Below are 23,120 nucleotides of genomic sequence, written 5' to 3'. Positions count from 1 at the left end.
GCTGGCAATGGATGAACAAGGGGCGCGCCGGGGACAGGTGTCCAGGGCAGGACCAGTGAGGCGTACATGCAGATCATAGCCATCACGCAGCGCAAGGGTGGTGTGGGCAAGACCACACTGGCGGTCAATCTCGCCGGTGAGCTGGCGCGGCGCGGGCGCAGCGTGACGCTCGTGGACGCCGATCCGCAGGCTTCCGCTTTCGATTGGGCGCTGCCCCGCCGGCTCGACTTCGTGGTGCGCAACGATGTTCCCACCGTCGCCGGCGGCGTGGCCTGGGTGAAGGGCATCTACAAATCCGGGACGGATTTCGCCATCATCGATTCGCCGGCCGATCTCGGCTCGGTGTTCAAGTTGTGCGTTGAGGTGGCCGACCTCCTGCTCCTGCCGTGCGGCCCCTCTTCGCTGGATCTGAACGCCACCAAGCAGACCGTGGCCCGCGCCGCCGAACTCGCCAAGCCCTTGCCCGAGGGCCAGCCTCCGACACTCCTCGTGCCCACCAAGGTGGACATGTCGGTTCTGGAGGGCCAGCAGATCGCGCCCGAGCTCGCCAGCCTGGGACACGAGGTGGCGCCCCATCTCAGCTTCGATATTTCCTTCGTGCGGGCATTCACAGTGGGCCAGACCATCAGCGCCTATGCCCCCGGCTCCTCCGCGGACCTGGAAATGCGGGCCTTGGCCGAGACCGCGCTGCGGGCGCTGGGCCAACCGGCGCGCCGGCCATTTCGGGCCCGATAGGTCGCAAGATGTGTTGCCCGCCGCCGGAAAGGGGGTAGCGGGCGGTAGCGGGAAGCGTCGTGAAATGCATGTGGGCAACTTTTTCGCCTGCGCTTGACAGGTCGGGGGGCGAAACCCTAAATGGCGCCTCCCATGGATCGGGGCCGTAGCTCAGATGGGAGAGCGCTGCAATCGCACTGCAGAGGTCAGGGGTTCGATTCCCCTCGGCTCCACCAGTTAATTTCCTGATCCAGCCACCAAGAGTGCCCGTCCGAAAGGTCGGGTCGCGCTCCGGCGCGTGGCGTCAGGTCCAGCCCAAGACGCGCTTTCCACCCGCCTGAGGCGCCCTCCGCCGGGGTGACGTGAAAGACACGATGGGCAGGCGTTTTGCCGAAGTGCGGCCGCAATTGGACGGCGCAGATTGATTGTTTCGCCACTTTCACGCTTTATCCACTCTCGCGGGCCGAGACTAGAACGTCGCTTGCCCCAGGAAAGCCAAGCCGTGAAGAAAGTCGTCGCCATCTGCGCAGCCGCCGTGACCGGAGCCATCGGGCTTGGTCTGGCCTTCAGCCTCATGCCGCTGTCTGCGTCCGAAACGCCGCCCGCCACTCCCGTCACCCTCGCGACGCCTGCTTCCGCCAGCGCCCCGACTCCGAGCCATCCCAGCCTCCCGGCCTTGCCGTCGCCGGCTGTGACGGCGGCCATGTTCCAGCCGGCCGCCACCCCGGCGCCTGCGTCCATGGCTGCGGCCCAGCCCGCCGCGGCGCAGACGCCCGCCGCGCCGCTGGCGGAAGAGCCGGCAGTGCCGGGCAAGCGCCTGCCCGCTTATACCTATCTGGAAGTGGACGCCCCTTATGTGGCGCTCACCTTCGACGACGGCCCCAATCCCGAAACCACGCCCAAGCTTTTGAAGATCCTCGCCGACCGCAATGTGAAGGCGACCTTCTTCATGCTGGGCAACCGCGCCGTGCAGGCGCCGGACGTGGTCAAGGCGGTGGCCGCTGCCGGCCATGAGATCGGCAATCATTCCTGGAGCCATCCCCAGCTCACCAAGCTGCCCGTGGCCGCGGCCGACAAGCAGGTGGAAGACACCTCCGCCCTGCTGGAGCAGCTCACCGGCACCAAGCCCGTGCTGATGCGCCCGCCCTACGGGTCGATGAATCCCAGCCTCCAGGCCCATCTCTACGAGAAGTTCGGCATCACCCAGATCTTCTGGTCGGTGGACCCGCTGGACTGGAAGATCCGCGATGCCCAGTCGGTCTATGACCAGATCATGAAGCAGGTCCGTCCGGGCGCGATCATCCTGTCCCATGACATTCACCCGACCACGGTGGCTGCCATGCCGCGCGTGATCGATGCGCTGATCGCCAAGGGCTACAAGATCGTCACCGTGTCCGAGCTCATCGCCCACGGCCGTCCGCCGGCCCCCAAGGTGGTGGCGCACGCCGATCCTCAGCCCAAGAAGAAGCCCAAGCCCGCCACGCCCACCATGGGCGCCAGCGCGAGCACGAAGCCGATCCCGGCTTCCGCCCCCGGCGCGCCCATGGCGATCACGCCGGCCGTTGCGGCGCCTGCGGTGACCGGGTCCATCACCCGGAACTGAGTGCAGGCGACCAGAAACGAAGAAGGGCCCGGACGGTGACGTCCGGGCCCTTTTCGTTTCCGGTCAGAAAGATGTCAGCCCGTGACGTCGATGACCACCCGTCCGCGCACCTGGCCGGCGAGGATCTCGTTGGCCAGGTCCGGTAGCCGGGACATGGGCTCGACCCGGGTCATGGCGGCAAGGGGGCCGGGGGCAAGGTCGCGCGCGAGGCGGGCCCAGGCGCGCTCCCGCTTCGCCATGGGGGTGGCCACCGAATCGACGCCCAGCAAGGCGACACCCCGCAGGATGTGGGGGAGGACCGTGGCCGGCAGGTCGGCGCCGCCCGCAAGGCCGCAGGCGGCCACCGCGCCGCCATAGGCGGTCTGGGAGAGGACATTGGCAAGGGTGGTGGAGCCCACCGCATCCACCGCGCCGTCCCAGCGCTCCTTCTGCAAGGGCGCCCCCTTTTCAGCGAGGCTTGCCCGGTCCACGAAGCCGCTGGCGCCCAGCTCCGACAGATAGGCGTGGGTCTCGGGGCGGCCGGTGGCGGCGGTCACCGTGTAGCCGGCCTTGGCTAGCAGCGCCACGGCCACTGAGCCGACGCCGCCGGCGGCGCCGGTGACGAGAACCTCGCGGCCCCCCTGGGCGATGGCGCCCCAATCCTCCAGCGCGTCCACGCACAAGGCGGCGGTATAGCCGGCCGTGCCGATGGCCATGGCCTGCTCGAAGGTGAAAGCCTCGGGCAGGCGCACCAGCCATTCCGGCTTCACCCGCTGGAAGCGGGTATAGCCGCCCCATTCGGTCTCCGAGAGGCCGAAGCCGTTGACGATCACCTTGTCGCCGGCCTGCCACTGGGGGGAGCGGCTCTCCACGACGGTGCCGGCCAGATCGATCCCCGCCACCATGGGAAGCCGGCGGGCAATGCGGCCCTTGCCGCTCACCGCGAGGCCGTCCTTATAGTTCAAGGTCGAGCAGGTGACCTCCACGAGAACGTCGTGGCCCGGCAGGTCCTCAAAGGACAGGGTCTTGAAGGCGGCGCGCGGCTTGCCGCCCTCATCCTCGATCACCAGCGCGGTGAAGGTCTGCGCCATGGGGGTCCTCCTGTTTGCCCCGTTCGGGGCCGTTTGCCGGGAGCGAAGGCTGGCCCATCTCCCGGCGGGCCGCAAGCCGGACGGGAGCGTCAGCCCGCCGCGCCACCGCCCGCCCCGCGCGGGAGAATGGCCCGTTCCACGAAGGCGATGACCGCATCGGCGAAGGCGTCGGGCGTGATGCCGCGTCGGCGGTATTTGGAGCGCTTCACGTACCAGTCCTGGAGCATGGGCTTGATGAGCGCCGCGGTCATGGCCGCGTCGTCGAGCGCGAAGACGCCGGCCGCAGCCCCTTGCGTGAGCGCGTCGCAGATGAAGCCTTCCGTTCGCCGTTCGCTGGCCACCGCCATGGCGCGGGCCTCGGGCGGGAAGGTCTTGGCTTCCATGTAGGAGAAGGTGAACCAGGCCAGCATGGCCTCGGTGAGCACCACATGGGTGCGCAAGAGCCAGTTCAGATGAGCGCGGGGGCCGTCGAGATCCGCGGGCGGCGCGCCGAGCACTTCTTCCACCACGGTGGACACCGTGCCGAGGATCATGCGCAGCAGCGTCTCCTTGGAATCGAAATAGGCATAGAGCGCGCCCATGCTGAGGCCGGATTGTTCCGACAGGTCGCGCAGGCTCATGGACTGGAAGCCGGCATTGTTGGCCAGCGTCAAGGTGGTCTCGACGATGCGGGCCAGCCGGGCCGTGGCCACATGGACCTTCTTGACCCGGATGGTGGCATGGTGGCGGGCCAGCATGCGGGCCGCCATGGCCTCCATGGACAGGTCGAGGCCCGCCATGGCGCCTTCGGTCGCGCGCGGATCGATGGTGTCTTCCGGGGTTTTGGCTTCCATGGGGCTTCCCCGCGCCGGCTCGGTCACGGGCGCATCCTTCCGGTTTCCTCTTGCATGCCCGTTGCGTGCCTGTCTATAAAGCGAGCGCTCGCTCTATAAACATAAAACGAAACATCCCCGACGGGAAGCGGCTGGACGGAACGTTGAAGAGGAGGCACGCCCCATGGGATTTTCCGTGACGCTGGATGGCCGGACCGCGCTGGTGACAGGCGCATCCAAGGGCCTCGGCGCCTTCTTTGCGGAGCGGCTGGCGCAGTCCGGTGCCCGCGTGGCCGTGGCCGCCCGCAACAAGGCCGAATGCGAGACCGTGTGCGCCCGCATCCGGGACGCCGGGGGCGAGGCCCTGGCCCTGGCGGTGGACGTCACCCGTGCGGGCTCCGTTGACGCGGCCGTGGCAGAAGTGGTGGAGACGTTCGGCCGTCTGGACATCCTGGTGGCCAATGCGGGCGTCACCGCCACGACGCCGCTCCTCGACCTCGAGGAAGAGGCCTGGGACCGCATCCTCGACACCAATCTGAAAGGCGCCTTCCTGGTGGGCCGCGCTGCCGCGCGCGCCATGGCCGCCGCCAAGACCGGCGGCACCATCGTGACGGTCGCCTCCATCCTGGGCCAGCGCATCGCGGGCCAGGTCTCCGCCTATTGCGCCTCCAAGGCCGGCCTCATCCAGCTCACCCGTTCCATGGCGCTGGAATGGGCGCGCCACGGCATTCGCGCCAATGCGCTGTGCCCCGGCTATGTGGAGACGGACCTCAATCGCGACTTCTTCGAGAGCGAGGCCGGCAAGGCCTTGATCCGCCGCATCCCCTATCGCCGGCTGGCGAAGCTGGAGGATGTGGCGGGACCGCTCCTGTTCCTGTGCTCCGACGCATCTTCCTACATGACCGGCTCCACCCTGGAAGTGGATGGCGGCCACCTCGTTTCCTCTCTGTGAGGCTTGAGACCCATGGACTTCACCATTTCCCCGGCGCTGGAAAGCCTGCGCGAGCGCATCGCGGATTTCGTCGCCCGCGAGATCCAGCCGCTGGAAAGCGACCCGGCCTCCTATGACGCCCACGAGAACATCGCCCACGCGCCACTGCAGCGCCTGCGCGCCAAGGCGCGGGAGGAGGGACTGTGGTGCCTCCAGCTGAAGCCGGAGAATGGCGGGCTGGGTGTCGGCCGCATGGGCATGGCGGTCTGCTATGAGGAGATGAACCGCTCCATCTTCGGACCGGTGGTGTTCAATTCGGCGGCGCCCGACGACGGCAACATGATGGTGCTGGAAGCGGTGGGTACGCCGGACCAGAAGGAGCGCTGGCTCGCCCCCATCGTCAGGGGCGACGTGCGCTCCGCCTTTGTGATGACCGAGCCTCACCCGGGCGGCGGTTCCGATCCCTCCATGATCCAGACCCGCGCGGAAAAGCAGCCGGACGGGTCCTATCGCATCTATGGCCGCAAATGGTTCATCACCGGCGCGGAGGAGGCGGCCCACTTCATTCTCATCGCCCGCACCTCCGATGATCCGCGCACCGGCCTGTCCGCCTTCATGTTCCACCGCGACCAGCCGGGCTGGCGCATTCTGCGCCGCATTCCCATCATGGGGCCGGAGGAGCATGGCGGGCATTGCGAGCTGGAGTTTGATGGCCTGACCATTCCGCCGGAGGATGTTCTCAAGGAAGAAGGTTGGGGTCTGCGCATCACCCAGATCCGCCTCGGGCCGGCACGCCTCACCCATTGCATGCGCTGGCTGGGCCTTGCCCGGCGCTCGGTGGAGATCGGCCGCGACTATGCCGAGGTGCGTCACGGCTTCGGCGTGCGGCTCGCCGACCGGGAGAGCGTCCAGCTCATGCTCGGCCGCACCGCCATGGCCATCGAGATCGGCCGGCTTCTGGTGATGAAGGCCGCGTTCGAGCTGGACCAGGGGCGCCTCGCCCGCAAGGAAATCTCCATGGCCAAGATCCAGGCGGCCAATACGCTGCACCAGGCGGTGGACATGGGCCTCCAGCTCAACGGTGCCCGTGGCTATTCCAAGGACACGGTGCTGGAATGGATCTACCGCTATGCTCGCCAGGCGCGGCTGGTGGATGGCGCCGACGAGGTGCACCAGATGGTTCTCAACCGCTTCCTGGAGAAGGAAGGCGATGCCTTCTGGCGCTGGCCGGTGGCGACGGACGGCGCGGCATGAGCGAGGCCGCTCCTTCCGCTCCCCTCGGCTTCGAGGAGGCCCGCCTCGATGGCTTCCTGAAGGAGGCGATTCCCGGTCTTGCCGGCCCCATGCGGCTGGCCCGCATTGCCGGCGGGCAGTCCAATCCCACCTTCTTCGTGACCTATGACACCCGTGCCTTGGTGCTGCGCAAGCAGCCGCCGGGCGATCTCCTGCCCTCCGCCCATGCGGTGGATCGGGAATACCGCATCATGCGGGCGCTGGCCGACACCGACGTGCCGGTGCCGCCGGCGCTGCTCTATAGTGACGACCGCAGCATTGTCGGCACGCCTTTCTATGTGATGGAACGCGTGGAAGGGCGGGTCTTCCATGACTGCACGCTTCCCGGCGTCGATCCGGCGGAGCGCGGCGAGATGTACCGGTCCATGGCCCGCACGCTGGCCGCCTTCCACAATGTGGATTTTGGCGTGGTGGGTCTTGGCGACTTCGGCAAACCGGGAAATTTCTATGCCCGCCAGGTGACCCGCTGGAGTCGCCAGTGGGACCTCTCGCGCACCCGGGAAGACGCCAATATCGACCGGCTTGTGGAATGGCTGCCTGCCCATATTCCCCAAGACGATGTGTCCTCGCTGGTGCATGGCGACTATCGCATCGGCAATCTCATGTTCCACCCGACCGAGCCGCGGGTGGTGGCGGTGCTCGATTTCGAACTGTCCACGCTGGGCCACCCGCTCGCCGACCTCGCCCATTCCATGATGGCCTGGATTTCCAAGCCGGATGAATATGGCGGTCTCGCCGGCCTTGATCTTGAGGGCCTTGGCATTCCGAGCGGGGCGGACTACGAAGCTGAGTATGCCGCTGCCGCCCGCCACGGTGCGCGGATGACGAACTTTCACATGGCCTTCGCCCTGTTCCGCTGGTCCGTGATCTTCGAGGGGATTGCGGCCCGCGCCAAGGCGGGGAATGCGTCATCCGACAACGCTGCGGAAACGGGTCGGCTTGCGGCTGCTTTCGCCGGCAGGGCCGCCGATTTGATCTAGGGACGGAAACCGGCGCCACGGAGGGATCTACACGATGCGCAAAAAGGTTTACCCGGACGCGAAAAGCGCCCTGGAGGGCGTGCTCGCCGACGGCATGATGATCATGGCCGGTGGTTTCGGCCTCTGCGGCATCCCCGAGAATCTGATCGCGGCCATCCGCGACAATGGCGTTAAGGATCTGACCGTCGTCTCCAACAATTGCGGCGTCGACGATTTCGGTCTCGGCCTGCTGCTGTCCAACGGGCAGATCAAGAAGATGCTGTCGTCCTACGTGGGCGAGAACAAGCTCTTCGAGAAGCTGTACCTGGCGGGCGACCTGGAGCTGGAATTCAACCCGCAGGGCACCCTGGCCGAGCGCATCCGGGCCGGCGGCGCGGGCATTGCCGGCTTCTACACCAAGACCGGCTACGGCACGATCGTGGCCGAGGGCAAGCCCACCCGCGAGTTCAACGGCGAGCATTATGTGCTCGAGACCGGCCTCGTGGCGGACCTGTCCATCATCAAGGCGTGGAAGGCGGACAAGGAGGGCAACCTTGTCTACCGCAAGACCGCCCGCAACTTTAACCCCATGATGGCCACCGCCGGCAAGATCACCATCGCCGAGGTGGAGGAGATCGTCGAGGTCGGCGAGCTCGATCCCGATTCCATCCACACCCCGGGCATCTATGTGGACCGCATCGTCCTGAGCCAGAATCCCGAGAAGCGCATCGAGAAGGTGACCACCCGCAAGCGCCCCGAGGAGGTGAAGTGATGGCCTGGACCCGCGACGAGATGGCGGCGCGCGCCGCCCAGGAAATCCGTGACGGCTTCTATGTGAATCTGGGCATCGGCATTCCCACCCTGGTGGCCAACTTCCTGCCCCAGGGCATGACGGTCAGCTTCCAGAGCGAGAACGGCATGCTGGGCATCGGCCCCTTCCCCTATGAGGGCGAAGAGGACCCCGACCTTATCAATGCCGGCAAGCAGACCGTGACCGAAGTGGCGGACACCGCCTATTTCTCCAGCGCCGATTCCTTCGCCATGATCCGTGGCGGCCATATGGACCTGTCCATCCTCGGCTCCATGCAGGTGTCCGAGAAGGGCGACATCGCCAATTGGATGGTGCCCGGCAAGATGGTGAAGGGCATGGGCGGCGCCATGGACCTGGTGGCCGGCGCCAAGTCGGTCATCGTGCTCATGGAGCATGTGGAGAAATCCGGCGCGCCCAAGCTGGTGGAAGCCTGCACCCTGCCGCTCACCGGCACCCAGGTCACCGACATGGTCATCACGGATCTTGCCCGCTTCGAGTTCACCAAGCGCGGCGGCACCCTGGTGCTCAAGGAACTGGCGCCGGGCGTGACGCTCGACGAAGTGCGGGCCAAGACCGCCGCCAAGTTCGAGGTCGGCCTCGACTGAGGCTGAGCCCGGCTGGTCCGGCCCTGGCGCCGGTCCGGCCGCCTCCTTTCCCGGAGCGGCACGCCGCTCCGGTTTCCCCCGGCGAAGCGATCACGCGCCGCCCCCTTGGGGTGACAGCGCAATGGCTTTGCCATGCCCGGGCGGGTCCCGGGCGGCGTGCGCGCCATCATCTTGAGAGGCACATCATGACCACACGGCTCGCCATTATCGGAACGGGTCTGATGGGCGGGGGCATCGCCCTCGACGCGGCCCGCCATGGGCTCTCCGTTCAGGTCTATGATGCCCGGCCGGACGGGCCGGAGGGCCTCAAGGCCCGCGCGGCCGGTGTCTATGCCCGCTGGGTCAAGACCGGCCGCATGACCGAGGCCGATGCCGCCGCGGCGCTGGAGCGGCTGCGCCCCGCCGCCAGCCTTGCCGACCTGTCCGCAGCCGATCTGGTCATTGAGGCCGTGTTCGAGGACATCAAGGTCAAGCGGGACCTGTTCGCGGCGCTGGAGCCTCATCTCGGCGCGGACGCGGTGCTCGCCACCAATACCAGCGCGCTGAAGGTCGGGGCGCTGTCCGACGGCTTCGGCTTTTCCGATCGCGTCCTCGGCCTGCATTATTTCAGCCCGGCGGAAGTCTCGCCGCTCGTCGAGGTGGTGCGCTCGGAGCGCACCAGCGGGCGCACCATCGAACGCGCCATGGCCTTCCTGAAGGAGACCCGCCGCACCGCGCTCCCCTGCGCCGATCGGCCGGGCTTTGCCATCAACCGCTTCTTCTGCCCCTATTATAATGAGGCGACCCGCCTCGTTGAGGAGCGCATCGCCGGCCCCGCCGACGTGGACCTGGTGGCGCGCGAGCGCATAGGCGCCGCGGCGGGCCCCTTCACAGTGATGAACCTCATCCGCCCCGCCGTTGCCGCCCATGCCCAGGCCAATCTGGTGCCGCTCGGCCCCTTCTATGTGCCTTCCCAACTGCTCCAGGACCAGGGCCGCAGCGGCGCCGACTGGCCGGTGGAGGACACGATGCCCGATGCCGACCTTGACGCGGTGGAGCGCCGCCTGCTCGGCGCCCTGGCGGTGCCGGCCCTGGAACTGGCGGAGGAGCGCGTGGCCGCGCCCGCGGCGGTGGACCAGGGCGCTGTCATGGCGCTGAAGTTCAAGGAGGGCCCCTTCACCCTCATGGCCCGCTATCCCCGCGAAGCGGTGGCGGCGGCCGTGCACGATGTGTGTGATCGCATGGGCCATCCCGAGCCGCGCCTGCCCGTGCCCCTGCCGGCCTGAGATCCAAAGCCGGCTCTGCAAAGAGGCCGGCCCCTGAAACGCGGCGCGGCCGTTCCGGCCGTCGCCAGGAGGAACCGCACATGAGCACCCCCGACGTTGTCTTCCTGTCCGGCGCCCGCACCGCCATCGGCGATTTCGGCGGCGCGCTGAAAGATGTGCCGCCCACCGCGCTGGGCGCCCATGTGGCCAAGGCGGCCATCGCCCGCGCGGGCCTTGAGCCCGCCGACATCGGCCAGACGGTCATCGGCAACGTCATCCATACCGAGCCGCGCGACATGTATGTCTCGCGCGTGGTGGCCATGGAGGCGGGCGTGCCCAAGGAGACGCCGGCCCTGACCGTGAACCGGCTGTGCGGGTCTGGCCTCCAGGCCATCATCAGCGCGGCGCAGATGGTCAAGCTGGGCGACGCGTCCTTCGCGCTCGCCGGCGGCGCCGAATGCATGAGCCGCAGCGGCTATCTGATGCCCGGCGCCCGCTGGGGCCAGAAGATGGGCAATCTGGGCCTCGTGGACATGATGGTGGGCGCGCTCAGCGATCCCTTCGGCAATGGCCATATGGGCATCACGGCCGAGAACATCTCCGAGCGCTATGGCGTCGACCGGGCCGCGCAGGACGAGGCGTCCCTGGAAAGCCATCGCCGCGCCGCCGCCGCCATCGCCGCCGGGCTCTTCAAGGAGCAGATCGTCCCCTTCGAAATCGCCTCCCGCAAGGGCACCGTCAGCTTCGACACCGACGAGCATGTGCGCGCCGATGTCACCGAGGCGGATCTCGCCAAGCTGCGCGCCGTGTTCAAGAAGGACGGCACAGTGACCGCCGGCAACGCCTCCGGCATCAATGATGGCGCGGCCGCCGTGGTGATCGCATCCGGCGAGGCGGCGAAGGAGCGGGGCCTCACACCGGTGGCGCGCCTGGTCTCCTATGGCCTGGCGGGGGTCGACCCCTCCGAGATGGGCATGGGCCCGGTCCCGGCAGTGAAGACCGCCCTGGCCCGCGCCGGGCTGTCGGTGGCCGATCTCGACGTGATCGAATCCAACGAAGCCTTCGCCGCCCAGGCCTGCGCGGTCAGCCGCGCCTTGGGGTTCGATCCGGCCAAGGTCAATCCCAATGGCGGGGCCATTGCGCTCGGCCATCCGGTGGGCGCGACCGGCGCCATCCTCACCGTCAAGACCATCTATGAACTGCAGCGCACGGGCGGCCGCTATGGCCTCATCACCATGTGCATCGGAGGCGGCCAGGGCATCGCCATGGTGATCGAGCGCCAGTGACGGCCCGGTGAGACGACGGCGGGGCCCTCTGCCCGGGCCCTGCCGCACCGGCTAAGGATCAGGGAAGTATGGGGGTGCGTAGCGGCGCGCCGCGCGGGATTTTTCCCGGTCGCGACGCGCCGCTTTCGTCTTTCACGCTGTTTCAACCAGATCGGATCAGGCTCTAGAGTGAAGCGTGATTCGCGCGGGGCTGGGCTCCCGCGCTTGGCAGGCATGGGGCGGTATCGGCATGGGCGAGTGGTGCATGGGCGCAGGCAGGGCGGAGCTTTGCCGCCAATCCAGTGCGCCCGGCACCGGGCAGCCGGGCCGGCCCGCACTCCGTTCCTTTGCGGTCCCCCTCCGGCTTGCGCCCCCTGTTGTGGCGCTGTGCGCGCCGCTCCTGATGGGCGGCACGCCAGCCGAGGCGGCACCTTTGATGGATGTGATGGCGGGGGGCGTCAGCCCCGCCGCCTTGGTGGCCGGCTGCGCCTCGCTGGCGGCGCTCGGTCTGGCGCTGGCCTGCGCCTGGCGGAGCCGCGCGGCGGCACGGGCGCAGCGTGCGGGCACTCGTGCTCTGACATTGGCCCGGGCGGACACCCTGGCGCTGGCGGCCCTTCTGGGCGCGGGAGCGGACGGCGCCGCCGTCTGGCTGGGCGGCACGGAGCCGCCTTTTCTGATGGGCGCCGCCGGAGGCCTGCGGAAACTGGGCGCGCCGGTCGCGGGCGAGGTGCCGGACCTGTCCGCCTGGCTTGGGGCGGGCGTGGTGGAAAATCTATCGGCGGCCCTGGAGGGCCTCTTCCTGAGGGACGAGGGCTTCTCCCGTGACCTGTCCGTCGCCGGCGTCATGATGTGCGTCGAGGGGAGGGCGGTGGCGGGCAATCGCGTCGTCACCACCCGCCCGCTCAGTGCCTCTGCGGCGGGCGAGGTCTCGACCTTGCCGTTCCAGGACCTGTTCCGCGCCTCCACCCTGCCGGTGTGGCAGCGCGATCTGGACGGCCGTCTGGTGCGCGTGAACCCGGCCTTCGCCGCCGCCGTGGGTGGCGCCAGCCCGGAAGAGGTCTGCGCCAAGGGCCTGGAACTCCTGGACCAGCCCGCCCGCGAGGCCTCCGCCGCTGCCCGGCGCAAGGGCGAGCCCTACCAGGCGCGGGTGCGTGTGGTCGCCGGCGGGCGCCGGCAGATCCTGGACGTGCTGGAAGTGCCCGGTCCCCAGGGCAGCGCGGGCCTGGCGGTGGACGCCACCGCCGCCGAGGCGCTGCGCGGCGAGATCGAGCGCACCATTGCCGCCCATCGGCGCACGCTCGACCAATTGGCCACGGCGGTGGCCATGTTCGGCGCGGACGAGCGCCTCCAGTTCCACAATTCCGCCTATGAGCGCCTGTTCGAGCTCGACCCCGCCTTCCTGGACGAGCGCCCCACGGAAAGCGAGATCCTGGAGCGCATGCGCCTGGCCCGCCGGGTGCCCGAGCAAGCGGATTTCCGCGCCTGGCGCGAGCATTTGCGGGAAGCCTATCGCGCCATCGAGCCGGTGCACGACTGGTGGCATCTGCCCGGCGGCCAGATGCTGCGGGTGGTCGCAACCCCCAATGCCGAAGGCGGCGTCACCTATCTGTTCGAGGACCTGTCCGAGCGCATTTCGCTGGAGAGCCGCTACAACAGCCTCATCCGCATCCAGGGCGAGACGCTCGACGGCCTCGCCGAGGCGGTGGCGGTGTTCGGCTCCGACGGGCGGCTTCGGCTCTATAATCAGGCCTTCCTGGCCCTGTGGTCGCTGAGCGCCCAGGCGCTGGGCGAGCGGCCCCATATCGATGCGGTGGCCGCCATGTGCCGGCCGCTCTATGGCGAGACCGGCACCTGGGCCCGCATCCGCTCGGTCATCACCGCCATCGAGCATCGCCGGGGCGAGCATCTGCGCCTGGAGCGGGCCGACGGGCGGGTCCTGGACGGCGCCGCCCAGCCGCTCCCCGATGGCGGCACCATGGTGACCTTCCGCGATGTGACGGACAGCGTGAAAGTGGAGCGCGCCCTCATCGAGCGCAACGAGGCGCTGGAAGCGGCGGACGTGCTGAAGAACGCCTTCGTGGGGCACGTCTCCTACCATCTGCGCACGCCGCTCAACACGCTGATCGGCTATGCCCATATGCTGGGCGAGACCGCCATCGGCCCGCTGAACGAGCGCCAGCGCGAGTTCCTGGATCACGTGCGGCAGTCCTCGGACACCCTGCGCGCCCTCATCGATGACATTCTCGACCTTGCCACCATCGATGCCGGCGCCATGGCGCTGGATCTCGGCGACGTGGATGTTCGGGGCACCCTGGAAGGAGTTGCGGAGGCGGTGCGTGACCTGTTGGAGCAGGTGGGTGTCGGCCTGCGCATCGAGGCGCCCGCCGATGTGGGGCGCTTCGTGGCCGATGGCCGGCGCGTCCGGCAGATCCTGTTCAATCTCCTGTCCAACGCCATTGCCGCCTCGCCGTCCGGCAGCACAGTGGTGCTTAGCGCCGAGCGGCGGCCCGATGCCCTGGTGCTGAAGGTGCGCGACGAGGGGGCGGGCATCCCTCCCGAACTGGCCGATCGCCTGTTCGATCGGTTCGAGACCGGGCCCGCCGCGGGCGGACGGGGCGGGGTCGGCCTTGGCCTGTCCATCGTGCGGTCCTTCATGGAACTGCATGGCGGCACGGTGAGCCTTCAGCCGGCCTTGGGCGGCGGGACGGTGGCCGCCTGCGTCTTCCCCCTTGATGCTCCCCGCCAGAGCGAGGCCGCCGCATGACCGGTTCCATGTCTCGCCTTGAGGATGCGGCCGAGGCCGGTTCCGGCACCTTCACCCTCGATCTGCCCGGCCTGTTCGCCACCCAGCAGATGGCGGCCATGCTGGCGCCCTGGCTATCGGCGGGCGACGTGGTGGCGCTCAACGGCGATCTGGGGGCGGGCAAGACGGCCTTTGCGCGGGATCTCATCCGCGTGCTGGCAGATGATCCCGCCCTTGAAGTGCCGAGTCCGACCTTCTCCCTGGTGGTCTCCTATGACCTGCCCCGCGCCAAGGTGCTGCATGCGGACCTCTACCGTCTGCAGGAGCAGGAGGAACTGGAGGAGATCGGCTGGGAGGAACTGACCGACGGGGCCATCGCGCTGGTGGAATGGCCGGAGCGGGCGCCCGCCTATCTCCCCGCCGACCGGCTCACCATCACCCTCACCCTCGCGCCCGAGCTGGGGCCTGAAGGGCGCCGCGCGCATCTGTCGGGGACCGGGGCGTTCGCCCAGCGCCTCGACCGCCTGCATGCCTCGGAACTCCTGATCGAATCCAGCGGTTTTGCCGAGGCCGAGCGGCGCTACATGCAGGGCGATGCGTCCTCGCGCTCCTATGCCCGCCTGGTCCTGCCGAACCGTTCCGCCGTGCTCATGAACGCGCCCCGCCGGCCGGACGGCCCCCCGGTGCGCCGTGGCCTGCCCTATAGCCGCATTGCCCATCTCGCCGAGGATGTGCGCGCCTTCGTGGCGGTGGCGCGCGGCCTGAAGGCCGCCGGCTTTTCGGCGCCCGAGATCTATTCGGCGGATCTGGAGCGCGGCCTTCTCATCATTGAGGATTTCGGCGACGAGGGGGTGCTGGAGGGCCATCCGCCGGAGCCGGTCAGGGCGCGCTACGAGGCGGCGGTGGAAGTGCTCGCCGCGCTCCATTCCAAGCGCCTGCCCAGCATCCTGCACATCGCGCCGCAGAGTGAATATGTGATGCCGACCTACGGCATCGAGGCGTTCCAGATCGAGCTGGAGCTGATGCTGGACTGGTATCTGCCCTATCGTAACGTGATGGTGGACCAGGTGGTGCGCGACGAGTTCACCATGCTCTGGCGCAGTGCATTGTCTCCCGTCTTGTCCGAACCTCAGACCTGGGTGCTGCGGGACTATCACTCCCCCAACCTCATTTGGCTGGAGGGCCGCGAGGGCCTCAACCGCGTGGGGCTAATCGACTTCCAGGACGCGGTGCTGGGGCCGGCGGCCTATGATGTGGTCTCCCTGGCGCAGGATGCCCGGGTGGATGTGTCCGAAAGCCTCGAACTGGCCCTCGTCGGCCATTATGTGAAGTTGCGCCGGGACGCCGACCCCACCTTCGACGCCCGCGCCTTCGCCCATCTCTATGCGCTGATGGGTGCACAACGCGCCACGAAGATTCTTGGAATTTTCACCCGGCTCAAGCTGCGCGACGACAAACCGCAATATTTGCGTCACCTTCCCCGGATTAGGCGGTATCTGGCGCGGTGCCTCGGACACCAGGAGCTCGGTTCGCTGCGCATGTGGTACGAGGCGGTCCTGCCATCGAAGGAATTCCAGACGTGACCAAATTGCGCAAGGCCATGGTGTTGGCGGCGGGGCTAGGCACCCGCATGCGCCCCTTGACCGATACGCGGCCGAAGCCTTTGGTCGAGGTGAATGGCCGCCCCTTGATCGACCATGTGCTGGAGCGGCTCGCCGAGGTCGAGGTGGAGGAGGCGGTGGTCAATCTGCACCACCATGCCGACCTGCTGGAGGCCCATCTGAAGGCCCGGAAGGGGCCGCCCCGCATTGTGCTCAGCGACGAGCGCGATGCGCTGCTGGAGACCGGCGGCGGCGTCCGCCGGGCCCTATCTCATTTCGGTGATGCGCCGTTCTTCGCCATCAATTCCGACACCATCTGGATCGAGGGCATGCGGCCGAACCTGGCCCGCATGGAAGCCGTGTTCGAGCCCGAGCGCATGGATGTACTGCTGCTGTTGGCCTCCACCGCTTTGTCCATCGGCTATGACGGGCCGGGCGACTTCCTCATGGATGCGGATGGCCGCCTGACGCGCCGGCCGGAGCGGGTGATGGCGCCGTTCGTCTATGCGGGGGCCGCCATCCTGAAGCCGGGCCTCTTTGGCGATGCGCCGGATGGGGCGTTTTCCCTCAACCGCATCTTTGACCAGGCGCGGGAGGCGGATCGCCTGTTCGGCATCCGCCTGGAAGGCATCTGGATGCATGTGGGGACGCCGGACGCGATCGCGGCCGCCGAGGATGCCATCCATCGCTCCAGCGACTAGAGTATTTCCCAGCACGGCGGACCCCGGTTCGCGCGAAGGACGTGCGCCCAAACAAAAAGCGGGATCGCATCCGTGTGTCCGTGAGGCGCTGACGCGATCGCGTGTGCCTCGCTCGGGCCGGGGCGAGCCTTATTCCAGCATGCGCGAGGGAGGCCGATGTCCTTGAAGCGGGTTCTCTCCATTCCGCCGACGGCGCCTTTCCTGCCGACCTTGGCCCGCGCCCTGCTCGACGGTCGCCTCGTTCCCGGCTTTGCGCCGGGGGGCGATCCTCTGGCCCTTGCCTCCGCCACCATCTATCTGCCCACCCGCCGCGCGGGGCGGGCCTTCGAGGCGGCGCTCCTGGAGGCGTCCGGGGCCGAGGGCCTCCTGCTGCCCCGCATTATCCCGCTGGGCGATGTGGACGAAGATGCTCTGGCCTTCTCAGAGGAGGCGCCGTTGTTGGCGCCCCCCCGGGCGGTGGATGGGGTCCATCGGCGGATCGCCTTGGCCGCGCTGGTGGCCCGCTGGCGGGATGCCCTTGCGGCCGGCTCGGACCAGGCGGCGGTGGCCGCGGGGCCGGCGGCCACCATTGCGCTGGCGGATGCGCTGGCTGGCCTGTTCGACCAGATGACCATCGCCGGAGCGAAATGGGACCGGCTGGAGACCCTCGCCCTCGACGAGCACGACACTTATTTCGAGTTGAGCCGCCAGTTCCTGCGCATCGCCCGCGCGGCCTGGGAGGGGCATCTGGCCGAACAGGGCCTGGTGGAGCCCGCCGTGCGCCGCGACGTGCTGGTGGCGGCGGAGGCGCGGCGCCTGACGGAGCTCGGGGCGGCGGCGGGGCCGGTGATCGCCGCCGGCTCCACCGGTTCGCTGCCCGCCACTGCCCGCCTGCTTGCCGCCATTGCCGGCCTGCCTCAAGGCGCCGTGGTGCTGCCGGGACTGGATTTCCATGCCGAGGACGATGCCTTCGCCGTGCTGGCCGAGGATGGACCGGGAGCCGCGCCAGACCATCCCCAGTTCGGTCTCGCCCATCTGCTGGAAACGCTCGGCATCACCCGCGGGGATGTGGAGGAGATCGGCGTGCGCACGTGCCCGCCGCGCGAGCCTCTGCTCAGCGAGGCCATGCGCCATTCCAGCACCACGGATCGCTGGGTGGACCTGTCCGCCCGCCTTCCCGATGCCGCCCTTGATGCCGCCATTGCGGACGTCACGCTGATCGAGGCGGCCGATCCGCGGGAGGAGGCGCTCTCCATCGCCCTTGTCCTGCGCTCGGTGCTGGAGCGGGCCGGTGCGCGAGGCGCGCTGGTGACGCCCGACCGGGACCTGGCCCGCCGCGTGACGGCGGAATTGAGCCGCTTCGGCATCGAAATCGACGATTCCGCCGGCGAGCCCTTGGCCGAGACGGAGGCCGGTCGCTTCGCCCGGCTGGTGGCGCAGGTGGTGGCGCAGGATTTCGCGCCGGTGCCCCTGTTCGCCCTTCTGAGCCACCCCATGGCGACCTTCGGCCGCCCATCGGACGAACAGGCCGAGGCGGTGGCGGCGCTGGAACTGGTGGCCTTGCGCGGCCCGCGCCCACGGACCGGCATTGCCGGCCTCCGGCAGACCGTGGCGGCCTTCGACCGGGATCGCCTGCATCGCACCGATCCCCGCCGCCGCGTTGGCCCTGAGCAGCTTGAGCCCGCGCGGGACCTCGTGGAGCGGTTGGCGCAGGCCTTTTCGACCTTTCCTGAAGGGCGGGGCGACCATCCGCTCCCTTGCCTCGTGGAAGCCCATCGCACGGCCATGACGGTCCTTGGTGGGCCGCCGGACCTGGAGGCGGACGAGCCGGGCCGGGCGCAACTGGCCGATGCCTTCGATGCGATCCTTCAGGCCGCGCCCTATGGCCCCTCCCTTTCCGTGCGGGACTATGCCGAGACGGTGGGTGCGCTTCTGGCCGACCAGATGGTGCGTCCACACGCCCGTCCTGGTGCGCGGCTGCGCATTCTGGGCCCGCTGGAGGCGCGACTGCTGGATGTGGATCTGGTGGTCCTGGGCGGGCTCGTGGAAGGCGTATGGCCGCCCCAGACGCGCACCGATCCTTGGCTTAGCCGGCCCATGCGCGGGGAACTGGGCCTGGAATTGCCGGAGCGGCGCATCGGCCTGTCCGCCCACGATTTCGTGCAGAGTTTCGGCGCCCCACAAGTGGTGCTGGCCCTCCCCGCCAAGGTGGAGGGCACCCAGAGCGTGCCCTCGCGCTTCGTCCAGCGCCTCGCCACCGTCTGCGGCGCGGAGCGCTGGACGGCGGTGCGGGCCCGCGGCGAGGTCTGGCGCGCGGCGGCCGCGGCGCTCGATCGGGCGCCCCCGGTGCCCCGCGCCGTGCAGCCCGCGCCGGCCCCGCCCTTGGCCCTGCGCCCGCGCCAGCTCTCGGTGACGGAGATCGAGACCTTCCTGCGCGACCCCTATTCCATCTTCGCCCGCCATGTCCTGGCGCTCCAGCCGCTGGAGCCGCTCGATGCCGAGCCCGGCGGGGCCGAGCGGGGCACCGCGCTGCATGATGCGCTCGGCCAGTTCGGCATCGCCTTCCCGGACGAACTGCCGCCCGATGCGCTGGACCGTCTCATCGCCTATGGCCGTGCCGCTTTCGCGCCACTGGAGGTTTTTCCCGCCGAGCATGCCTTGTGGTGGGCAAGGTTCGAGCGCGTGGCCGGTTGGGTGGTGGCATTCGAGCGGGAGCGCCGTGCGATCGTGCGCAAGGTGGTGGCGGAGACGGGCGGCGCGCTCGACATTCCGCTCACCAAGAGCGGCTTCCGGCTGACCGGGCGCGCGGACCGCATCGATATTCTCCAAGACGGCGCTCTCGCCATCGTCGACTACAAGACCGGAACCGCGCCTTCGACGCGCCAGGGCCGCACCTTCTCGCCCCAATTGCCGCTGGAGGCGGCCATGGCGGCGCGGGGCGGCTTCAAGGCGGTGCCGGCCGCGCCCGTCAACGACTTCTTCTATGTGGAACTGAAAGGCGGCGCGGAGCCGGGACGGGTGAAGCCGGGCGTCGCCAAGGACCAGGACGCCACCTCCATGGCCGAGGAAGCGCTTGGCCGGCTCACGGACCTGCTGCTGGCCTTCGAGGACGAGGCGCAGGGATATCGCTCACTGAGCGCGCCGCAATGGCGGGGGCGGTTCGGGCCCTATGACCATCTGGCGCGTGTGCGCGAATGGGCGCTGGGCGCGGAGGAGGAGGCGTCATGAGCAGCGCGTCCGACACCGCCAAGGCCCCGCCCGCACAGACCGCGGCGCTTCTGGCCGCCACCCGCCACCAGAGCGAGGCTTCCGACCCAGAGGTCTCCGCCTGGGTGTCCGCCAATGCGGGCTCGGGCAAGACGCACGTGCTCTCCCAGCGCGTGATCCGCCTCTTGCTGGCCGGCACGCCGCCGGGGCGCATCCTGTGCCTGACCTATACCAAGGCGGCGGCCGCCAATATGGCGAACCGCGTTCTCACGACCCTCGGGCGCTGGGTGTCGCTGCCCGACGCGGCGCTGGACGAGGAGATCGCCCGCACCGATCATCGCCGGCCGACCCCCGAATTGCGCGCCACCGCTCGGCGCCTGTTCGCGGCGGCGCTGGAGACGCCCGGCGGCCTGAAGATCCAGACCATCCACGCCTTCTGCGGCGGCCTGCTGCATCAATTCCCCTTCGAGGCGGGCGTTGCCGCCGGCTTCCGCGAACTGGACGATGCCGGCCGGATGGACCTCCTCGCCCGCATCCGCACCGATCTCATCGTGGAGGCCACGTCCCATCCCCACACGCCGCTCGGCCGGGCGCTGGCCCATCTCATGGGAGAGACCGGCGACAAGGGCATCGACGATCTCATCGCCGCCTCGGTGGATGCCCGCGCCCGCATCCTGAAGCTGGCGCAGGAGGCGGATGCCCGGCGCGCACAGATCGCGGCGGGGCTGGGGCTCGACCCCTCCGTGACACGCGACGGGCTGCTGCGGCAGGTGCTGGATGGCCCTCATCTGCCCAGCAGCGAATGGCAGGCCGTGGCGGCGGAGATCACCGCCTGCGGCAAGGCCACCGACCAGAAGCGGGCGGCCTCCCTGCTTGCCGCCGCCGCCGCGGGATCGCCGGAGGAGGCGCTGGCCGCCTATCTCGGCGTCTTCCTGAAGGCCGATGGCGGCCCCCGCACCGACAAGGACCTTCTGACCAAGGGCGCGCGCGAGGCGCTTCCCACCATTGCGGCGCGGATGGAGGCGGAGCGGGACCGCGTCGCCCTCCTGGAGGACCAGCGCCGGGCCGTGGAGGTGCTGGAGCGTACCGATGCCGCGCTCACGCTCGGGGCCGCCGCCTGCGCCCGCTACGAATCCGCCAAGGCTGACCGGGGCTTGCTGGACTTTGACGACCTCATCGCCCGCACCGCCGCGCTGCTCAACCGCGTGCCGGCCTCCTGGGTGCATTTCAAGCTCGACCGTGGCATCGACCATGTGCTGGTGGACGAGGCGCAGGATACCAGCCCGGCCCAATGGGCGGTGGTGCACGGCCTGATCGATGATTTCTTCGCCGGGGCCGGAGCACGCGGACCGCTGCGGCGCACCCTGTTCGTGGTGGGCGACGAGAAGCAGTCCATCTTCTCCTTCCAGGGCGCCGATCCCCGCACCTTCGGCGAGATGCGGCACAAGGTAGCGCGGGAGGCGGGTAATACGGGCTTCCGAACCGTCCGGCTGCCCCATTCCTTCCGCTCGGCGCCCGGCGTGCTGGCGGCGGTGGATGCGGTCTTCGCCAGCGAAGCGGCGCGCGCCGGCCTGTCCGACGACGACGCCAAGACCGTGCATGAGGCGATACGCACCGATGCGCCCGCCCTGGTGGAGGTGTGGCCCACCATCAAGCCGCCGGAACGACCCAAGGTTGATGACTGGCGCCGCCCGCTGGACGAGGTGCCGGGCGATGATCCCGTCAACATGCTGGCCCAGCGCATCGCCGATTTCGTGCGCCGGGGCATTGCCGAGCGCCTCGCCATTCCCTCGCGCAAAGGGCGTCCCATGCAGGGGCGGGACGTATTGGTGTTGGTGCGCCGCCGCGGGAAGCTGTTCGAGGCCATCATCCGCGCCCTCAAGGGGGCGGGCGGTGGCGTGGAGGTGGCCGGCGCCGACCGGCTGGTGGTGGCCGACCATATCGCCGCGCTGGACCTGATGGCGCTCGGCGACGCGCTGCTCTCGCCGGACGATGACCTGGCGCTGGCCGGCGTTCTGAAGGCGCCACTGTTCGGGTTCACCGACGACGACCTTATGCGCTGGTGTCCGGGGCGTTCGGGTCGGCTTTGGGACGCGCTTGCGCTCGCGGCGCCGGAGGAGGGGCCGCTGGCGGATGCCTTGGCCCGGCTGGAGCGCTGGCGCGGCGAGGCGCGGCGCCTGCGGCCCTTCGACTTCTATGCCCGGGTGCTCGGCCGTGACGGCGGCCGCCGGTCCATGTTGGCGCGCCTCGGGCCAGAGGCCGCTGACGTGCTGGACGAATTCATGGCCCTTGCTCGCACCTATGAAAGTGGGGAGGCGGCGACACTCGCCGGCTTCCTCGCCTTCCTGCGCCGGGGGGGCGCGGAGACCAAGCGCGATATGGAGACCGGGCGCGACGAGGTGCGGGTCATGACCGTGCACGGCGCCAAGGGGCTTGAAGCGCCCATCGTCGTCCTCGCCGATACGGTGGACGTGCCCCGCCCGCGCACTTCGGAGGGCTTCCTCACGCTGCCCTCCGGCCTGCCGGTATTGGCGCCCCGCAAGGCGGAAGACCCACAGGTGCTCGCCTCCGCCCGCGCCGAGGCGGCGGCGCGGGAGAGCGAGGAATATCGCCGGCTGCTTTATGTGGCCCTCACCCGGGCCGAGGACGCCCTGGTGATCTGCGGCGCCGAGACCCGCGCCGCCGCCAAGGACAAGCCACACGCGCGACCGGAGGGCTGTTGGTACGACTTGGTGCTCCAGGCGCTCGAGGATGAGGCGCATCCCGTGTCGGCGCCTTACGCGTCCGAGGAGGTGTTGCGCTGGCGTCGGCCGGACAGCCTGCCGGCCAGTGGCGATACCGCCCCCGCGGCGCCCCCGTCCGTCTCCGCGCCGGCCTTCATGCCCGCCACCGCCCGCCTGTTCGAGATGGATGAGCCTGATGCGCTCCGCCCGTCCCGAGTGATGGCCCGGTCAACGCCGGGAGCGACCAGCGGGGCAGGGGGCCTCGACCCGGTGGTGCGCGGCGATCTCATCCATCGCCTGCTGGCCGGGCTTGCGGAGATCGCGCCCGCCGAGCGCGCGGCCGCCGGGCTGCGCATGCTCGGCCATGCCGCCGCCAGCCTGTCGGACGAGATGCACCAGGGGCTGCTGGCCGAGGCCGCCGCCGTGCTGGGCCATGGCGAGCTTGCCGAACTCTTCGGGCCGGGCAGCCGCGCCGAGGTGCCTGTGGCCGGGCGCTGGACGACGGGGAAAGGCCGTGTCCACGCCGTGACCGGACGAATCGACCGGCTGGCGGTGACGGAGCGCCGGGTGCTGATCGCCGACTTCAAGACCGACCAGCGCCCGCCGTCCACAGGCCAGGCCCCGCCGGTGCGGCATGTCTCCCAGCTGGCGCTCTATGCCGCCGTGTTGGAGCGGGCCTTCCCGGGCCGGCCGATTGAGGCGGTTTTGGTCTATACGCGGGGGCCGGTGGTCGTTCCGCTCGATGCCGAGGCGTTGCGCCGGGGATTGGAGGCGGTCGATCCTGCTTGAGCGCGGGGCTGCCCGGCCTTCACGTCGGCGCGACGCGCCTTGACGGCGGGGGGAGGGGATACCTACGTTG

16 protein-coding genes and 1 tRNA gene are annotated in these 23,120 nt (G+C 69.5%); 15 read left to right on the top strand and 2 right to left on the bottom strand.

Annotation, left to right across the window (positions count from 1 at the left end):
* Positions 1-66 precede the first annotated feature (66 nt).
* The 3 genes from ACT54L_RS01395 (at position 67) to ACT54L_RS01385 (ending at position 2,317) form a co-directional block, all read left to right on the top strand.
* Entirely contained in the window at positions 67-735 is a 669-nt protein-coding gene (locus ACT54L_RS01395; protein WP_476083745.1) for an AAA family ATPase, read from the top strand.
* 139 nt (positions 736-874) lie between these two features.
* Positions 875-950 (top strand) — tRNA-Ala (locus ACT54L_RS01390).
* A gap of 266 nt (positions 951-1,216) precedes the next feature.
* Positions 1,217-2,317 (top strand): polysaccharide deacetylase family protein, encoded by a 1,101-nt coding sequence (locus ACT54L_RS01385; RefSeq protein WP_476083744.1) that lies wholly within the window; start codon positions 1,217-1,219, stop codon positions 2,315-2,317.
* A 74-nt stretch (positions 2,318-2,391) separates the two neighbouring features.
* Here the strand turns inward: ACT54L_RS01385 and ACT54L_RS01380 are convergent, their stop codons facing one another.
* Together ACT54L_RS01380 and ACT54L_RS01375 are read right to left on the bottom strand one after the other, a co-directional pair.
* Positions 2,392-3,387, bottom strand: a complete 996-nt coding sequence (locus ACT54L_RS01380; protein ID WP_476083743.1) for an MDR family oxidoreductase — start codon at positions 3,385-3,387, stop codon at positions 2,392-2,394.
* 89 nt (positions 3,388-3,476) lie between these two features.
* Positions 3,477-4,220, bottom strand: coding sequence for a TetR/AcrR family transcriptional regulator (locus ACT54L_RS01375; RefSeq protein WP_476083742.1), 744 nt, complete (start codon positions 4,218-4,220; stop codon positions 3,477-3,479).
* Positions 4,221-4,383: 163 nt separating this feature from the next.
* Between ACT54L_RS01375 and ACT54L_RS01370 the strand changes: the two genes are divergently transcribed.
* The 12 genes from ACT54L_RS01370 (at position 4,384) to addA (ending at position 23,050) form a co-directional block, all read left to right on the top strand.
* Positions 4,384-5,151 carry an SDR family NAD(P)-dependent oxidoreductase gene (locus ACT54L_RS01370; protein WP_476083741.1) on the top strand — a complete coding sequence of 256 codons (768 nt, stop codon included), beginning with the start codon at positions 4,384-4,386 and terminating at the stop codon, positions 5,149-5,151.
* 12 nt (positions 5,152-5,163) lie between these two features.
* Positions 5,164-6,384, top strand: a complete 1,221-nt coding sequence (locus tag ACT54L_RS01365) for an acyl-CoA dehydrogenase family protein (RefSeq protein WP_476083740.1) — start codon at positions 5,164-5,166, stop codon at positions 6,382-6,384.
* Positions 6,381-7,403 (top strand): phosphotransferase family protein, encoded by a 1,023-nt coding sequence (locus ACT54L_RS01360; RefSeq protein ID WP_476083739.1) that lies wholly within the window; start codon positions 6,381-6,383, stop codon positions 7,401-7,403. The genes ACT54L_RS01365 and ACT54L_RS01360 overlap by 4 nt, the downstream gene beginning before the upstream one ends.
* A gap of 34 nt (positions 7,404-7,437) precedes the next feature.
* Complete coding sequence (locus ACT54L_RS01355; RefSeq protein ID WP_476083738.1) at positions 7,438-8,154, top strand: CoA transferase subunit A; 717 nt, start codon at positions 7,438-7,440, stop codon at positions 8,152-8,154.
* Positions 8,154-8,798, top strand: a complete 645-nt coding sequence (locus tag ACT54L_RS01350) for a CoA transferase subunit B (protein WP_476083737.1) — start codon at positions 8,154-8,156, stop codon at positions 8,796-8,798. Before ACT54L_RS01355 ends, ACT54L_RS01350 begins: the two co-directional genes overlap by 1 nt.
* A gap of 185 nt (positions 8,799-8,983) precedes the next feature.
* Positions 8,984-10,063 (top strand): 3-hydroxyacyl-CoA dehydrogenase, encoded by a 1,080-nt coding sequence (locus ACT54L_RS01345; protein ID WP_476083736.1) that lies wholly within the window; start codon positions 8,984-8,986, stop codon positions 10,061-10,063.
* Positions 10,064-10,143: 80 nt separating this feature from the next.
* Positions 10,144-11,328: an acetyl-CoA C-acyltransferase family protein gene (locus ACT54L_RS01340; protein ID WP_476083735.1), complete on the top strand. Its 1,185-nt coding sequence runs from the start codon at positions 10,144-10,146 to the stop codon at positions 11,326-11,328.
* A 382-nt stretch (positions 11,329-11,710) separates the two neighbouring features.
* Positions 11,711-14,071 carry a PAS domain-containing sensor histidine kinase gene (locus ACT54L_RS01335; RefSeq protein ID WP_476083734.1) on the top strand — a complete coding sequence of 787 codons (2,361 nt, stop codon included), beginning with the start codon at positions 11,711-11,713 and terminating at the stop codon, positions 14,069-14,071.
* The gene (tsaE, locus tag ACT54L_RS01330; protein WP_476083733.1) at positions 14,068-15,633 is read left to right on the top strand and encodes a tRNA (adenosine(37)-N6)-threonylcarbamoyltransferase complex ATPase subunit type 1 TsaE; all 1,566 of its coding nucleotides are present in this window, start codon (positions 14,068-14,070) and stop codon (positions 15,631-15,633) included. The genes ACT54L_RS01335 and tsaE overlap by 4 nt, the downstream gene beginning before the upstream one ends.
* Before the next feature lie 17 nt (positions 15,634-15,650).
* Positions 15,651-16,352 carry a nucleotidyltransferase family protein gene (locus ACT54L_RS01325; protein ID WP_476084397.1) on the top strand — a complete coding sequence of 234 codons (702 nt, stop codon included), beginning with the start codon at positions 15,651-15,653 and terminating at the stop codon, positions 16,350-16,352.
* 162 nt (positions 16,353-16,514) lie between these two features.
* A complete protein-coding gene (addB, locus tag ACT54L_RS01320) occupies positions 16,515-19,559 on the top strand; it encodes a double-strand break repair protein AddB (RefSeq protein WP_476083732.1) in 3,045 nt (1,014 codons plus the stop codon).
* Positions 19,556-23,050 carry a double-strand break repair helicase AddA gene (addA, locus tag ACT54L_RS01315; protein WP_476083731.1) on the top strand — a complete coding sequence of 1,165 codons (3,495 nt, stop codon included), beginning with the start codon at positions 19,556-19,558 and terminating at the stop codon, positions 23,048-23,050. The genes addB and addA overlap by 4 nt, the downstream gene beginning before the upstream one ends.
* The last annotated feature ends 70 nt before the right edge of the window (positions 23,051-23,120 follow it).

It is taken from the genome of Aquabacter sp. DMC10, assembly GCF_056314145.1.
Note: the sequence above shows the minus strand (reverse complement) of the source record. Positions and strands in the feature narration are given on the sequence as shown.

Excerpts from the sequence above, each read along its gene's own strand:
- ACT54L_RS01395 (WP_476083745.1), top strand. The coding sequence starts at position 67 with ATGCAGATCATAGCCATCACGCAGCGCAAGGGTGGTGTGGGCAAGACC.
- ACT54L_RS01380 (WP_476083743.1), bottom strand. The coding sequence starts at position 3,387 with ATGGCGCAGACCTTCACCGCGCTGGTGATCGAGGATGAGGGCGGCAAG.
- ACT54L_RS01375 (WP_476083742.1), bottom strand. The coding sequence starts at position 4,220 with ATGGAAGCCAAAACCCCGGAAGACACCATCGATCCGCGCGCGACCGAA.
- ACT54L_RS01370 (WP_476083741.1), top strand. The coding sequence starts at position 4,384 with ATGGGATTTTCCGTGACGCTGGATGGCCGGACCGCGCTGGTGACAGGC.
- ACT54L_RS01365 (WP_476083740.1), top strand. The coding sequence starts at position 5,164 with ATGGACTTCACCATTTCCCCGGCGCTGGAAAGCCTGCGCGAGCGCATC.
- ACT54L_RS01360 (WP_476083739.1), top strand. The coding sequence starts at position 6,381 with ATGAGCGAGGCCGCTCCTTCCGCTCCCCTCGGCTTCGAGGAGGCCCGC.
- ACT54L_RS01355 (WP_476083738.1), top strand. The coding sequence starts at position 7,438 with ATGCGCAAAAAGGTTTACCCGGACGCGAAAAGCGCCCTGGAGGGCGTG.
- ACT54L_RS01350 (WP_476083737.1), top strand. The coding sequence starts at position 8,154 with ATGGCCTGGACCCGCGACGAGATGGCGGCGCGCGCCGCCCAGGAAATC.
- ACT54L_RS01345 (WP_476083736.1), top strand. The coding sequence starts at position 8,984 with ATGACCACACGGCTCGCCATTATCGGAACGGGTCTGATGGGCGGGGGC.
- ACT54L_RS01340 (WP_476083735.1), top strand. The coding sequence starts at position 10,144 with ATGAGCACCCCCGACGTTGTCTTCCTGTCCGGCGCCCGCACCGCCATC.
- ACT54L_RS01335 (WP_476083734.1), top strand. The coding sequence starts at position 11,711 with ATGGGCGGCACGCCAGCCGAGGCGGCACCTTTGATGGATGTGATGGCG.
- tsaE (WP_476083733.1), top strand. The coding sequence starts at position 14,068 with ATGACCGGTTCCATGTCTCGCCTTGAGGATGCGGCCGAGGCCGGTTCC.
- ACT54L_RS01325 (WP_476084397.1), top strand. The coding sequence starts at position 15,651 with ATGGTGTTGGCGGCGGGGCTAGGCACCCGCATGCGCCCCTTGACCGAT.
- addA (WP_476083731.1), top strand. The coding sequence starts at position 19,556 with ATGAGCAGCGCGTCCGACACCGCCAAGGCCCCGCCCGCACAGACCGCG.